This window comes from Dyadobacter sp. SRI_021 (assembly GCF_057586235.1).
In genome coordinates this window covers 1-11,908 of sequence record NZ_JBYCZM010000004.1, presented here as the reverse complement: position 1 = coordinate 11,908, position 11,908 = coordinate 1, and the positions used below count along the sequence as shown (strand labels likewise).

Here is an 11,908-nt window from a genome sequence, read left to right as displayed (position 1 = left end):
AAATATAATGGAATTATTCCTAACTAATGGATATAATCCATAAAAATATTTTCAACACGCGCTGGAACAGCACTCTTTACGAGCTATTTTTTGGTTTTCAGTTCAAAGATGCCAGCGAATCCCGCAGGGAAATGTCCTCATGCGACGCGTCGTAAATGCACTGTCCACCCTTCACGACCAGAATTTGTGGAGATTCGTGCACAACACCAAAGCTACTTGCAATCGCCTGGGATTCTTTGCGGTTCTGGATGACGTCCACAATGTAAATGGGTATCTGAATGTCGGCAGCGGCATTTACTTCTGATTTAAGTTGCCGGTAAGCCATGAGGCTGGTTGCGCAACGGGGGCTATGTTTATAAATAATAGAGTAATCGGCCGATTGATAAATGTTATCTACTTCTTCTTCACTATTAATAGTAATCCAGTTCATAACCTGTTAAAAATTTCGTCAAACTATTTGCAACAGGTTACACAACACGCAAAGTGTCGGTTTTCATTCCATTAAAATTGAAAAAGTGGTTTCAAGGTGTCTCAAAGCGTAAATCAGACGTTCTGCTTCATCGCGTGAATTGAAAGACATTGTTTGGGACCGTTTGATTTTTGGGTTTGTAGAAGTCTGTTACCAAAACTGGATCTTACCGTATCAAGAATAAATGAGGGGCCGAAGTGTAAACCTATAAGTTTATTTTTTATGGAGATAAACGGTATATTTGAAGTGGTGCCGGAAAGCCTTTACTCGGTTCAGTTTGCAGGTGAAGACAATCATGAATTTTCGAAGATATTCAGGCTGTGGAACGATGCAGATTATTTGCAATCGTTTTTTGACACGCATTATAGCGATTTGCTGGCCTTTTGGGAGTATATGTCGGTTAAGGAGGCAGTAAGGATTACTAAGAGGGACGCCGCCAGCCTTGACAATGAAATAATGGACATTGCAAATTCCGGTGCTCTAGGAGGTTCCGAGAATTTGTCGATGATATTTAAACCGCTAAGTCCAGCTACGTGGCGCGTGGACAAAATCGAAAAGAGTAAAGCCCGGGGAATGCGAAGGAAGAGTTGGCTAAGGATATATGCTATCAGATTGGGAGTGAACCATTTCATTGTGACCGGGTGCGATTAAATTGACCCGAACCATGAACGAGCGCGAGCACCTTTACGAAGAATTAATAAAACTGGAAGAAGTTTGCCGGTTTTTGACGGGTGACCAAAAAGATGATTTTGGATTATTTGAACTATTTTAGAGCGAAGGAGATGGACGCATTAACTAAATTAAAACTCATGGCAGTGCCGGATGTGACCTGGAAAAAGGACGCTACATTCCGGCAGGAGAATGCATATTGGCTGAATGTGTCGTTTGACATTGCCTTGGAGGTTGTATGCACTTTGCGTGACAGAGGCATGACAAAAAGTGAATTCGCCGAGCTCATGGGCTGCTCGCCGCAATACATCGGCAAAATCCTGAAAGGCTCAGAAAACTTTACGTTGCAAACCATTTGTAAAATGGAAAAGGTGCTTCAAATCAAACTGATTGAAACACCTTATAGCCATTTGCGCGATACTAAACCTTCTTCTCAACCGGAACCACAATAAAGTTGAGCAGCTCCGTGTGCCGGATCACTGAAATGTCGGTAACACGGAGGATGTCGCGCGTTGTGAGCGCCTTGAACAGTTCATTGGAATTGCGGACTAGCTTGCCGTTGAATGAGACGATAATGTCGCCCTCCATAAGCTGCGACCGCGATGCCGGAGTGTTCGGTTCAATATGCGTGATGAAAATTCCCTCGTGGTTGGGAAGCTTGTGGTGTTGGCGAACGCGTTCATTCAGGGGGACATCCTGCAATTGGAGGCCCAGATATGCCTTGAATACCTTACCGTCACGGATAAGTTGTCGTGCAATTTCCTTCGCCGTATTAATATCCACGGAAAAGCTCAACCCTTGGGCGCCCTGAATGACAGCCGTATTTACGCCGATTACTTCACCATCGGTGTTGATCATCGGACCGCCGGAGTTTCCCGGGTTCAATGCCGCGTCCGACTGTATTACATTGTCGACGAACCTCCCCGATTGTGTTTGCAGAGTCCTGCCGAGCGCGCTTACTACGCCTGTTGTGACCGTATGTTGATAGCCGTAAGGATTGCCGATCGCGATCACAAACTGCCCGATCTGCAATGCCCCCGAATCGCCAAGCTTGGCTACCGAATAACCCTGGGCGTATATTTTGAGGATAGCCAGGTCGGTGTCCGGGTCTTTGCCTACGAGTGTTGCTTCTATCTCGTTCTCATTCAAAAGGCTTACCATAATTTTCTCCGCGCCGTCGACTACGTGGCTGTTGGTGAAAATGAGCCCATCGGAAGAGAATATGAACCCCGAGCCGGACCCTGCGGGTCGTATTTTCCCATTGATTGTCTTGAATATATCGATTTTTACAACGGCATTTTTGATCTGATCAACCGCGCCGATGATCATACTTGAAAAGGTGTCCATAGCTGCTGGATATCGTTTTGATAAAGCCCGTTCAAAAAGTTATCCAGCCGATTGTAAATGCCAAACTGGCGTACTACGGAAATGTAGCACGCCAAAAGGGCATGATACGCATTAAGGTAAAGTCAGCACAATCTTGCCAAGGGTCTTGCCGGCCTCTATTTCGTCATGCGCCTTCGCAATGTCTCCAAATGCGTAGATAGCAGAAACGTGGGATCGTATTTCTCCGGATTTGAGGAGCGTGGCGAGTTGCTGCATGTCCTCACCGTTTGAAGCAACATTGAGCGTGTGGGCATATACTTTCTTCTCCTGCACTTTCCGGATCAGTTTTTCGTCCGTGAAAGGCACCAGGAGCGCGATGAGCCGGCCGCCTTCCTTCACGGCTTCCAGGGAACGGAATATATGATCACCGAAGAGCGAATCGATCACAATATCGGCGTCATGAACGACATCTTCGAATTTGATAGCCGAATAGTCGATGAATTCGTCGGCGCCCAGGCCCAGAATGAAGTCTTTTTTGGCGTCGGAGCCGGTGCCGATGACGTAAGCGCCGAAATGCTTGGCAATTTGCACGGCGTAATGTCCGACGCCCCCGCCAGCCCCGTGGATCAATACTTTTTCCCCCGCTTTTACTTTTCCATAAGTAACCAACGCCTGCCAGGCCGTGAGTGCGGCCAACGAGGCGGCGGCAGCCTCTTCATGCGTAATGTTGCCCGGCTTCAATGCGAGCTGGTCTGCGGGAGCCGCCACGTATTCGGCGTATGCCTTACCATGTCCCCGGAAATTGACCATCCCGAATACCTCGTCGCCGGTTTTCCATTGCGTGACCTCCTTGCCGACGGCTTCGATCACCCCCGAAATGTCCCACCCAAGAATGACCGTTTCGCCGGGCTGAGGTTGGAGGAACATTTCCAGGGCGAATGGATGGGTCCTTACAAAGGCGTCGACCGGATTGATGCCTATGGCTTTGACGCGTACCAGTACTTCGTTTTCCTTGATTTCAGGTGTCGGTATTTCAGTGAATATCAGGTTTTCAGTCCCTCCGTTTTTCGCTAATTTGATGGCTTTCATAATTTGCATTGTTTTGATTTGATGTCTGCAAATTTCGCCGGCAGGGTGCTTTTGTGAGTTGTAAAAATTTGGGTTAAATCGGTACCTTTGCGGGTATGCGTATTCATCATATCCATCAGCCTTTCGATGTCCTGCTCGTGACGGTCGACGAATGCCCGATCAAGGAGCATAAGAATACTTTTATCGAACTGGTGTATATGTTCGATGGAACGGGGATATACCATATTAACCAGAACGAGTTCCGGTATCAAAAGGAAAACCTGTTTTTAGCGATGCCGATGGATTTGCATTATACCGAGGTGAAAGAGACGACGGCATTTATGTTTATCCGCTTCAATAATATCTATCTGAATGCTCAAAAGGCGCGCGATGAGTATAGTAACCTGGGCGACTGGATCCATAAATTGGAATATATCTTCCATAACAATAATCACTTGCAAGGCTGCATTCTCAGGAACCAGCACGACAAGCCGCTCGTAAGGGCATTGATGGAAGCGATCAGGCAGGAGTATGCCAACCGGCAGACGCTGCATAAAGAGCTTGTCCAGCAATTGCTCAATACCCTGCTTACGGTGGTTGCAAGGAATATTACCACCCATATTCCTGAGAAGACGCAGCTTGCGCAGAACACTTCCCTGGACATTATCCATTACATTCACCAAAATATTTACAACCCCGAAATGCTGCGGGCCGAGCGTATCGCTTCCCATTTCAATATTTCGCTCAATTACCTCAGCGAGTATTTCAAAAAGCATACGCACGAGACGTTGCAGCAATATATTATCAACTATAAAATCGCATTGGTGGAGATCCGCTTGAAACACAGTGATATGCGTATTAATGAAATAGCTGCCGAACTGGGTTTTACAGACGACAGCCATCTCATTAAGACTTTTAGAAAGCACCGTGGTATGAGCCCGCTCGAATACCGGCGCGGGGCTTTTGCGGTGATTTAGGGGAGTTCTATTTCACGATTTTCAGCTCGCGACCGTCTACCGATATCACATAGAGACCTTTTGGAAGGTCGGCAATGTTCAGGCGAATAACTTTTTCTCCGGTTTGGGCACTCTGCACCAGTTTCCCCGCGCTGTTAAAAATAGCAATGCCGTTCAATGCCTGACCGGATTCTACCGTGATCAAATCCGAGGCGGGATTAGGGAAAACACGTACTGTTTCATTCCCATCGACGCGAATGCTTACAATGCGCGTCAGGTCAGTCCGGCCATCTGCATCAACTTCCTTCAAGCGGTAGTAATAGGTGCCTTTGGGGAGAAATTCGTCTTCATATTGGTAAAAAGAGGTGTTTCGGGAATTACCCATGGCATTGACGGTCTTAATGGTCACAAATGTCCGGGAGTCGTTACTCCGCTGCACCTCGAAGTGTGAGGCATTTATCTCCGAAGCCGTCGCCCAGTCGAGCGTTACGCGCCCGTTATTGCCCATACGCGCGCTGAACGATTGCCAGGTAACCGGCAGCGGGGTTGACAATACATTCAATGCAGGCGAGAAAACGGTGTTGCGGTTGGAATCAATCACTTTGAGTTTATACAAACCAGCTCCGACCGTCCATTGCTGAGCAGTGTTTTGTACCTGGTTGCAATCGCCGAAGTTGAGCCAATTGTATTGGTAGCCACCCGGCAACGAAGGGCCAGTAAATGTAACCTGCGAACCGCCCGGTACGTTTGCTGCGTCGACAGCCGGTGGGGGCGTCGCGGCATAGGGGTTGGACTGGCTGAGGAAATCGGGCGTGATTTTGTCCGCCCAAAAGCCGGCAAGAGAAATGAGTCCTGAATAGATCTGTCCGTCAGGAGAGGGAGTGACGCCGTCGCCGCGGAAGTGTACCTCGTCGTGGCGGTATTCAATGGTGTAATAGGGGTCAGTATCTGGCCCCTGGAACACGTGCGGGTAGAGACCGTCGTTGTTGATCAGTTCGTTTTGCGCATTTACCACATTGGCCGAAACGCGGGTGGCACCGTTGACGGTAAATCGCGAAGCACGCGCGACAACCCAGGCGAGATTCGGTTTGCCAGTGACGCTGCGGCTTGCGTTGACCACATCCCAAAGCGCCGACAGGTACCGGTTGTAAGTATTATCGCCCGGCTGTTCAAGGTAGTTGTCTGATTCTCCCTGGTGCCATAAAACCGCTCTCACGCCTAATTGGGCAATATAATAGTTCAATGCAAGCCGTAAATGCCCGAATGGAAGCCCCGCCGGGAAAGTGTAGCCGAATGCGCTGGTAGTTACGCCGTTGGGATCAATGGTTTGTTTCCAGTTGTCGACCCCGGTGCTCGACCAGCCGCTGTTGAATATCATCACCGGCACGTGTAGTTTCTCATAAATCTTGTCTCCAAAAGAACCCCAACACCACGCATAGTTACCAAACGGAGCCGTTTTGACGTTGGCATCAAGGTGTACAAACTCGGGGCAGGGGAGCTGGACGTTTGAATAGGGAGTAATGGATGACGTTACCGGATCTACATTCTGGAAATTGACACTGTTTACCTGATCATGAGCTGCGCCGGGACCGTTCGGATTGGAGTCGCCACCTGTCGCATTGGATTGGCCTGCTACAACGAATACCTCGCCTACGCCTACCCGGGAGAGCGTAGCGATTGCCGAAGTACCTCCGCCATTTGCCACACCCCGCGCCTCCAACTGGTACCAGCCGCCTTTCAGATGCACAGACCCGAGGAACTGCCCTGCCGAAATCTGGTCATCGAGCGTTGCCCAACCTCCGCCTGCGGGAAAAGGCTCCCCCTCGCCGGGCACGCGGGGCGTCAGCCGCACCTCGATCTTCTGGTAGGGCTGCGTGATATACCCACCTATATATACGTCTGCTTCATTTGCGTTGTTGCGCTGAAAAACGGCCCTTTCGGTTGGAAAAGATATTACAACCTGGGATAAGATCTGGTGTGATGTGACTAATATTAGTGATAAAATAAGGAGTGGTAGTTTTTTTTTCATACGTTACTTTTTAAATGAATGGACCGAGTTAGTTTGTTTGAAACACGTTTTAAAATGCCAAAGGCTGCCTCTACATTCCTATCAGGAGCGCATAATCAGTTTCCGATAAGTTATTGAAGGACTATTCTCATCGAAATTTAGGCAAATAAGTGATCCGAAACACAGCCGCGGCTGGTTCCATTTATTTTATGGCGCCCTGGCACTCCGTCCCCGGGCAAAACCTTTAAATTTGCCTCATGTCAAAAATGATTCCACAAAACCTGATTGAAATAATGGTCCACAATGCGCAAGAGGTACAAAACCAGCTTGCGAAGGATCATGCACCCGTTGTGAAGTTGCATTCCAAATATGGTAAGGCCATTTGGCTGCTTTCTGAGCTCGATCCTGTTAATAATATCGCTTTCGGGCTTTGCGACCTAGGGCAGGGCAATCCGGAGCTGAGTTACGTGTCGCTGTCGGATCTTGCAAGCCTTAAACACGCGCGCCTGAAAGTACCGATGGTAGAAACGGACCCTGCATTCGATGGGAAATATCCGATGAGCGTGTACCTGAAAGCGGCCAAAGCGGCCGGCAGGGTAGTGGAAGAGGATGCGGTGTTGAGTTTGCTGAGCCCGCTCGAATAATTTTCCAAATTCCGTTTTTCTTGTCCTAGTTCAATGCCCTGCCCCTGCCCGGGGATATACCTTTGTATCATCAAAAACAAAGAAACATCTTAACTGAACAAGACAATGGAAAATACAATCAACGGCATCCACCACATTACAGCTATCGCTGGTGACGCTAAAACCAACTACGATTTTTATACAAGGGTATTAGGCCTTAGAATGGTGAAAAAAACCGTCAATTTTGACGATCCTAATACTTACCACTTTTATTACGGCGACGAAAACGGGACGCCCGGTTCGATCCTGACTTTCTTCCCATGGGGCAACCAGATCCCTGCCGGACGCCGGGGAACCCGTCAGGCTACCGAGATCGGTTACTCGGTGCCCGAAGGCAGCCTGGATTTCTGGTTGAAAAGATTGGAGGCCAATAAAATCACTTACAACAAACCTGCCGAGAAATTCGGGGAACAGTATCTGACCTTCCTGGATCCCGATGGTTTGAAATTTGAACTGACGGTCCCCAAAATTACCGATAACCGTATTCCATGGACAACTTCAGAAGTAGCGGCGGAATATGCGACCCGTGGTTTTCATAATGTGACTATCACGACGAACAATATCGAAGAGACTGCCAAAGTATTGACCGACATTTTCGGTTACCGCCTGGCTGAACAGCATGTGAACCGCTTCCGGTTTGTGACCGACGCGGTAGAGAATGCCAATATCGTCGACCTCGTGGAAGCTCCCGGTGAAAGGGCGGGTCATGTGGCCAAAGGTTCGGTGCACCACATCGCATTCCGCGTTGCGAATGACGATATTCTGATGGAGTTCCGCAAAAAAGTACTGGACGCAGGTTTGCAGATCACCGATAAAATTGACAGAAACTACTTCTACTCGCTCTACTTCCGCGAACCAGGAGGCGTTTTGTTCGAAATCGCAAGTGACAATCCAGGCTTTGCAACCGACGAGACTGTGGAGCAATTGGGCTCAGGTTTAATGCTGCCTCCTCAATACGAACCTCGCAGAGAGCAGATCGTGAAAGTGTTGCCGGTACTTAATTAATGTCGAATGACTGAATGATTGAATGACCGAATACTACTATTCAGTCATTCAGTCATTCAATCATTCAAAATTAAAATCCATCATGTACACCCATAGCAAGCAATTCATTACGAGCGGGTTACCCATTCAACAGGCCAAAAGGGCGATCATTATGCTGCATGGCCGGGGTGGGACTGCCGCTGATATTATCTCCCTCCAAAGGGTTTTGAATCTGAGCGATTTTGCGATTTATGCACCCCAGGCTACGAATAATAGCTGGTATCCTTACAGTTTCATGGCGCCGGTCGCGCAAAACCAGCCTGCATTGGATTCGGCACTGACATTGGTAGGGAATGTGGTGGCTGAAATAGAGGCAGCAGGAATTCCTGCCGATCAGATTTATTTCGCCGGTTTTTCTCAAGGAGCTTGCCTTACGTTGGAATATACTTCGCGCAATGCCCGTAGGTACGGGGGAATCATCGCTTTTACAGGCGGGCTGGTAGGCAAGGAGTTGGAGATCGACAATTACAACGGAGATTTTAAACAGACGCCGGTGTTTATTTCGACCGGTAACCCAGACCCCCACGTGCCAGTATCGCGGGTGCAGGAGAGCGTGACGATCCTGGAAGATATGAATGCGACGGTCAACCAAGTGATTTACCCCGGCCGGCCGCACACGATTTCAGGGGAGGAAATCCACTTGGTGAACAACACGATTTTGAAGTAATCATGAAAAATTCCGTATTACACCCGGCAGCGTCGCGCTTTTACGCCGACCATGGATGGCTCCAAAGTGCACAGACTTTCAGTTTTCACGGAAATTACGATCCTCAACGCATCCAGTTTGGAGCGTTGAGGGTTTTAAACGACGATACCGTCAACGGCGGCAAAGGTTTCGGGCGGCACCCGCACGACAACATGGAAATCATTTCGATTCCGCTGGAAGGCACCCTGGAACACCAGGATAGCATGGGTAATGTGGCGGTCATCCGTCGGGGAGAAATTCAGGTCATGAGCGCTGGCACCGGTGTTTACCATACCGAATTTAACAAGGACCCGGACGAACCCGTTACATTTTTACAAATATGGTTGTATCCCAAAAAACTGAATGTGGCGCCACGCTACGACCAGATGGAATACGCTTCCGGTGACCGGCATAACCGTTTTCAGCAAATCTTGTCGCCCGACCCTAACGATGACGGAGTGTGGATCAACCAGGATGCATGGTTCCACCTGGCAGAATTTGATGCGGGTTTTGAAGCCCAATATCAGTTAAAAAAGGAGGGGAACGGCGTGTATATGTTTGTGATTGACGGGAAAGCGGAGTTGAATGGGCAGTTGCTTTCGACACGTGACGGTTACGGTTTCTGGCCCGAGTCTGCGGTGTCGGTGAAAGTGCTGGAGAAAAGTTCTCTGCTCGTGATCGAGGTTCCTGAAAAGTGGTAGAATATGAACTTGAATTGATTGGTAATATGTCGCAAATCAATATTCTGGCAGTAGCCAACCATCCCGAAATCCTGGAAACAATTATCCGGTTGATCAATCAGAACGAACTTTGGCATGGAATACCTGCCGGTTCTTTGGAAGAAGCTGAGGAATTACTGCGCTTAAATTCGGTCGATTTAGTACTTTTGGGGGTCGGTGTGGATGAGGAAACGGGCGAGAGAATCACTTCGCTTTGTCAATCCATCGACCCGAGGATAGTCTGCCTGCGCCACTTCGGCGGCGGCAGCGGGCTATTGTATTCTGAGATACGGCATGCGTTGGGCGGAGGCTAACGGCCCGTGTCTAACCGCTCGTGGCTAACCGATTAACCAAATATGTTTGAAAAAATTAACAGCTACGCTCTGAGGTGTTTGCCATTTACGCCACAAGATCTAGAATTTTTCGATTCGCTCCTCCAATTCAAAAAATACTCCAAAAAGACCTTCCTCTTACAGCAAGGGGAAGTTTGTCAGTTTGAGGCCTATATTCTCAAAGGCTGTATCCGTACCTATTTTATCGATAGTGCAGGAGCCGAGGTGACGCTGCAATTCGCCATTGAGGACTGGTGGGTAAGTGATATTACCAGTTTCCATAACCAGACCCCGAGCCATGTTTATATCGAAACGCTCGAAGACTGCGAAGTGCTCATTCTCACACCTGAAACTAAGGAGAAGCTACTGGCGACTGTCCCCGGTTTCGAACGGATGTTCCGGCTCATGGTACAGCGCAATCTCGCGCAAACGCAAGAGCGATTGTTTAGAACCATTTCTACCAGTGCCGTTGAGAAGTATCTTGATTTTCTCGCCCGGTATCCTGCCATTCCGCAGCGCGTTCCGCAGCATTACATCGCCTCGTACCTCGGTTTTTCTCCTGAATTTTTAAGCAAGGTGCGAAGAAAACTGAGCGAAAAATAGCCTACCTGAGTTAGCAAGCGGCTGATTGCCTGCATATACGGCGCAAAAACATCCACAAATCACAGACTTGACCACGTCAGGCCGCATGTAAGCGGTTTGGAACAATAATTTTTATTAATGCTGCATCACTAATCATGAATAATCATGGCAAATGCAGCAATCATAGAAACACTGAATGATCTGATCCTGATCAACAACGACCGTATCGCAGGCTACGAAAAAGCTTATGATGAAACGGATGCAGCCGACACTGACCTTCGTTCGGTTTATAACAGTCTCGCAAACCACAGCCGTGACAATGTAGCCGAACTGAGCAGCGAGGTTACCGCACTGGGCGGTGAGCCCGCCACTGGAACAATGGTATCAGGTAAATTGTACAGGGTTTGGATGGATGTCCGGGCTGCATTCAGCAGCGATGGCCGCAAAACCTCACTGGAAAATTCGGAATTCGGGGAAGATGCGGCGCAGAAAGCGTATAATTCGGCACTTGAATCCGACGAACTGACACCCGAGCTCCGTGCGCTGATTACCCGTCAGAAAGCGACGCTGAAAAGCGGCCACGATACGATCAAGCGACTTCGCGATGCAGAAAACGCTTATCATTAAAAATCAGATTACAGTTTATCAGCAAACGAGAGAGGCCGGCAAATCGCCGGCCTCTCTTTTAATTTTTACGTTTCGGTTGTCTAACCGTATCATCATGTTTCTTTCGCGTGGAATCGGCATTCAGATTAGACTGGTTGCTGGGATAGCCGAGCGAATCATCCTGATTGTCGGCGCCAACACCGATATCTTTTCTGCTCATGGCGCCACTACTGTCATTAGGCGTCGTTTCCGATCGGCTTCCCGAGCCTTCAATGGTCGTTTTACGGTTATTAGTAGTATCGCACGATGCCAGCATTATCGAGGCGGCAAGGCTCAGCATTGTCATGTTAACTTTTAGTCGATTCATAAGGATCTTTTGTTTGTTGATAGGCCTTATGAACAAAAATGATACCCGTCATGCGCGGCCTTTCGCGTCCCAATGATCTTTGATCACTTTGCCCGCCGGATCGCGGGCGATGACCCTGGTGAATCGGTCGCCTGTAATGCGGCCATTTTCATTGCGGTGGCCGATAAAAAGCATTACAGGATTACCTTCCTTGTCCGTGCGAAAGGTAAGATCGTACTTTCCAAACTTTTTGTCGACCGTGCTTTCCGGCTCGTAACGCTTGGAAAGCTCTTTTAATAATTTATCTCCGATTTTCATCACAATTTACTTGTTGCCGATGTTCCCGGCAAGTTGTCTGATCGTCTGGGCTCTTCGCCCAGGAACTTAGTCATTCCTTATAAGTCGTAATGAGTAT

At 48.6% G+C, this 11,908-nt stretch carries 16 protein-coding genes; 10 read left to right on the top strand and 6 right to left on the bottom strand.

From position 1 onward, the window contains the following. Window positions 1–97: 97 nt before the first annotated feature. Entirely contained in the window at window positions 98–430 is a 333-nt protein-coding gene (ytxJ, locus tag AC2YIT_RS13040) for a bacillithiol system redox-active protein YtxJ (protein WP_430845961.1), read from the bottom strand. Window positions 431–691: 261 nt separating this feature from the next. Between ytxJ and AC2YIT_RS13035 the strand changes: the two genes are divergently transcribed. Both AC2YIT_RS13035 and AC2YIT_RS13030 read left to right on the top strand, forming a co-directional pair. After that, entirely contained in the window at window positions 692–1,120 is a 429-nt protein-coding gene (locus AC2YIT_RS13035) for a hypothetical protein (RefSeq protein WP_487279441.1), read from the top strand. Between the two features lie 92 nt (window positions 1,121–1,212). Further along, a complete protein-coding gene (locus AC2YIT_RS13030; protein WP_487279440.1) occupies window positions 1,213–1,590 on the top strand; it encodes a helix-turn-helix domain-containing protein in 378 nt (125 codons plus the stop codon). On the opposite strand, the gene AC2YIT_RS13025 is transcribed toward AC2YIT_RS13030, so the two are convergent. Next, window positions 1,559–2,485: a S1C family serine protease gene (locus AC2YIT_RS13025; protein WP_487279439.1), complete on the bottom strand. Its 927-nt coding sequence runs from the start codon at window positions 2,483–2,485 to the stop codon at window positions 1,559–1,561. The two genes, AC2YIT_RS13030 and AC2YIT_RS13025, sit on opposite strands and share 32 nt — an antisense overlap. Window positions 2,486–2,596: 111 nt before the next feature. Beyond that, entirely contained in the window at window positions 2,597–3,553 is a 957-nt protein-coding gene (locus AC2YIT_RS13020; protein ID WP_430845965.1) for an NADP-dependent oxidoreductase, read from the bottom strand. Between the two features lie 95 nt (window positions 3,554–3,648). Here AC2YIT_RS13020 and AC2YIT_RS13015 point away from each other — a divergent pair, with 95 nt between their 5' ends. Beyond that, window positions 3,649–4,509: an AraC family transcriptional regulator gene (locus AC2YIT_RS13015; protein ID WP_430845966.1), complete on the top strand. Its 861-nt coding sequence runs from the start codon at window positions 3,649–3,651 to the stop codon at window positions 4,507–4,509. A gap of 7 nt (window positions 4,510–4,516) precedes the next feature. Here the strand turns inward: AC2YIT_RS13015 and AC2YIT_RS13010 are convergent, their stop codons facing one another. Further along, entirely contained in the window at window positions 4,517–6,517 is a 2,001-nt protein-coding gene (locus AC2YIT_RS13010; protein ID WP_487279438.1) for a T9SS type A sorting domain-containing protein, read from the bottom strand. Between the two features lie 236 nt (window positions 6,518–6,753). Between AC2YIT_RS13010 and AC2YIT_RS13005 the strand changes: the two genes are divergently transcribed. The 7 genes from AC2YIT_RS13005 (at window position 6,754) to AC2YIT_RS12975 (ending at window position 11,168) form a co-directional block, all read left to right on the top strand. Beyond that, window positions 6,754–7,140, top strand: a complete 387-nt coding sequence (locus AC2YIT_RS13005) for a DUF2958 domain-containing protein (protein ID WP_106595257.1) — start codon at window positions 6,754–6,756, stop codon at window positions 7,138–7,140. 105 nt (window positions 7,141–7,245) lie between these two features. Further along, on the top strand, window positions 7,246–8,184 hold the full coding sequence (locus AC2YIT_RS13000; protein WP_430845968.1) for a ring-cleaving dioxygenase: 939 nt from the start codon (window positions 7,246–7,248) through the stop codon (window positions 8,182–8,184). An 82-nt stretch (window positions 8,185–8,266) separates the two neighbouring features. Beyond that, complete coding sequence (locus tag AC2YIT_RS12995; protein ID WP_430845969.1) at window positions 8,267–8,890, top strand: alpha/beta hydrolase; 624 nt, start codon at window positions 8,267–8,269, stop codon at window positions 8,888–8,890. A gap of 2 nt (window positions 8,891–8,892) precedes the next feature. Then, window positions 8,893–9,609, top strand: coding sequence for a pirin family protein (locus tag AC2YIT_RS12990; RefSeq protein ID WP_487279437.1), 717 nt, complete (start codon window positions 8,893–8,895; stop codon window positions 9,607–9,609). Window positions 9,610–9,635: 26 nt separating this feature from the next. Beyond that, a complete protein-coding gene (locus AC2YIT_RS12985; RefSeq protein WP_430845971.1) occupies window positions 9,636–9,941 on the top strand; it encodes a response regulator receiver protein in 306 nt (101 codons plus the stop codon). A gap of 42 nt (window positions 9,942–9,983) precedes the next feature. Then, window positions 9,984–10,562 carry a Crp/Fnr family transcriptional regulator gene (locus tag AC2YIT_RS12980; RefSeq protein ID WP_430845972.1) on the top strand — a complete coding sequence of 193 codons (579 nt, stop codon included), beginning with the start codon at window positions 9,984–9,986 and terminating at the stop codon, window positions 10,560–10,562. 144 nt (window positions 10,563–10,706) lie between these two features. Further along, window positions 10,707–11,168 carry a PA2169 family four-helix-bundle protein gene (locus AC2YIT_RS12975; protein WP_430845973.1) on the top strand — a complete coding sequence of 154 codons (462 nt, stop codon included), beginning with the start codon at window positions 10,707–10,709 and terminating at the stop codon, window positions 11,166–11,168. Window positions 11,169–11,226: 58 nt separating this feature from the next. On the opposite strand, the gene AC2YIT_RS12970 is transcribed toward AC2YIT_RS12975, so the two are convergent. Continuing rightward, the gene (locus AC2YIT_RS12970) at window positions 11,227–11,514 is read right to left on the bottom strand and encodes a hypothetical protein (protein ID WP_487279436.1); all 288 of its coding nucleotides are present in this window, start codon (window positions 11,512–11,514) and stop codon (window positions 11,227–11,229) included. 48 nt (window positions 11,515–11,562) lie between these two features. After that, on the bottom strand, window positions 11,563–11,811 hold the full coding sequence (locus tag AC2YIT_RS12965) for a hypothetical protein (protein ID WP_487279435.1): 249 nt from the start codon (window positions 11,809–11,811) through the stop codon (window positions 11,563–11,565). Between the last annotated feature and the right edge of the window lie 97 nt (window positions 11,812–11,908).

What these genes read in the sequence shown, in the direction of transcription:
- ytxJ (WP_430845961.1), bottom strand. Translation starts at nt 430, where the DNA reads ATGAACTGGATTACTATTAATAGTGAAGAAGAAGTAGATAACATTTAT.
- AC2YIT_RS13035 (WP_487279441.1), top strand. Translation starts at nt 692, where the DNA reads ATGGAGATAAACGGTATATTTGAAGTGGTGCCGGAAAGCCTTTACTCG.
- AC2YIT_RS13030 (WP_487279440.1), top strand. Translation starts at nt 1,213, where the DNA reads ATGATTTTGGATTATTTGAACTATTTTAGAGCGAAGGAGATGGACGCA.
- AC2YIT_RS13025 (WP_487279439.1), bottom strand. Translation starts at nt 2,485, where the DNA reads ATGGACACCTTTTCAAGTATGATCATCGGCGCGGTTGATCAGATCAAA.
- AC2YIT_RS13020 (WP_430845965.1), bottom strand. Translation starts at nt 3,553, where the DNA reads ATGAAAGCCATCAAATTAGCGAAAAACGGAGGGACTGAAAACCTGATA.
- AC2YIT_RS13015 (WP_430845966.1), top strand. Translation starts at nt 3,649, where the DNA reads ATGCGTATTCATCATATCCATCAGCCTTTCGATGTCCTGCTCGTGACG.
- AC2YIT_RS13010 (WP_487279438.1), bottom strand. Translation starts at nt 6,517, where the DNA reads ATGAAAAAAAAACTACCACTCCTTATTTTATCACTAATATTAGTCACA.
- AC2YIT_RS13005 (WP_106595257.1), top strand. Translation starts at nt 6,754, where the DNA reads ATGTCAAAAATGATTCCACAAAACCTGATTGAAATAATGGTCCACAAT.
- AC2YIT_RS13000 (WP_430845968.1), top strand. Translation starts at nt 7,246, where the DNA reads ATGGAAAATACAATCAACGGCATCCACCACATTACAGCTATCGCTGGT.
- AC2YIT_RS12995 (WP_430845969.1), top strand. Translation starts at nt 8,267, where the DNA reads ATGTACACCCATAGCAAGCAATTCATTACGAGCGGGTTACCCATTCAA.
- AC2YIT_RS12990 (WP_487279437.1), top strand. Translation starts at nt 8,893, where the DNA reads ATGAAAAATTCCGTATTACACCCGGCAGCGTCGCGCTTTTACGCCGAC.
- AC2YIT_RS12985 (WP_430845971.1), top strand. Translation starts at nt 9,636, where the DNA reads ATGTCGCAAATCAATATTCTGGCAGTAGCCAACCATCCCGAAATCCTG.
- AC2YIT_RS12980 (WP_430845972.1), top strand. Translation starts at nt 9,984, where the DNA reads ATGTTTGAAAAAATTAACAGCTACGCTCTGAGGTGTTTGCCATTTACG.
- AC2YIT_RS12975 (WP_430845973.1), top strand. Translation starts at nt 10,707, where the DNA reads ATGGCAAATGCAGCAATCATAGAAACACTGAATGATCTGATCCTGATC.
- AC2YIT_RS12970 (WP_487279436.1), bottom strand. Translation starts at nt 11,514, where the DNA reads ATGAATCGACTAAAAGTTAACATGACAATGCTGAGCCTTGCCGCCTCG.
- AC2YIT_RS12965 (WP_487279435.1), bottom strand. Translation starts at nt 11,811, where the DNA reads ATGAAAATCGGAGATAAATTATTAAAAGAGCTTTCCAAGCGTTACGAG.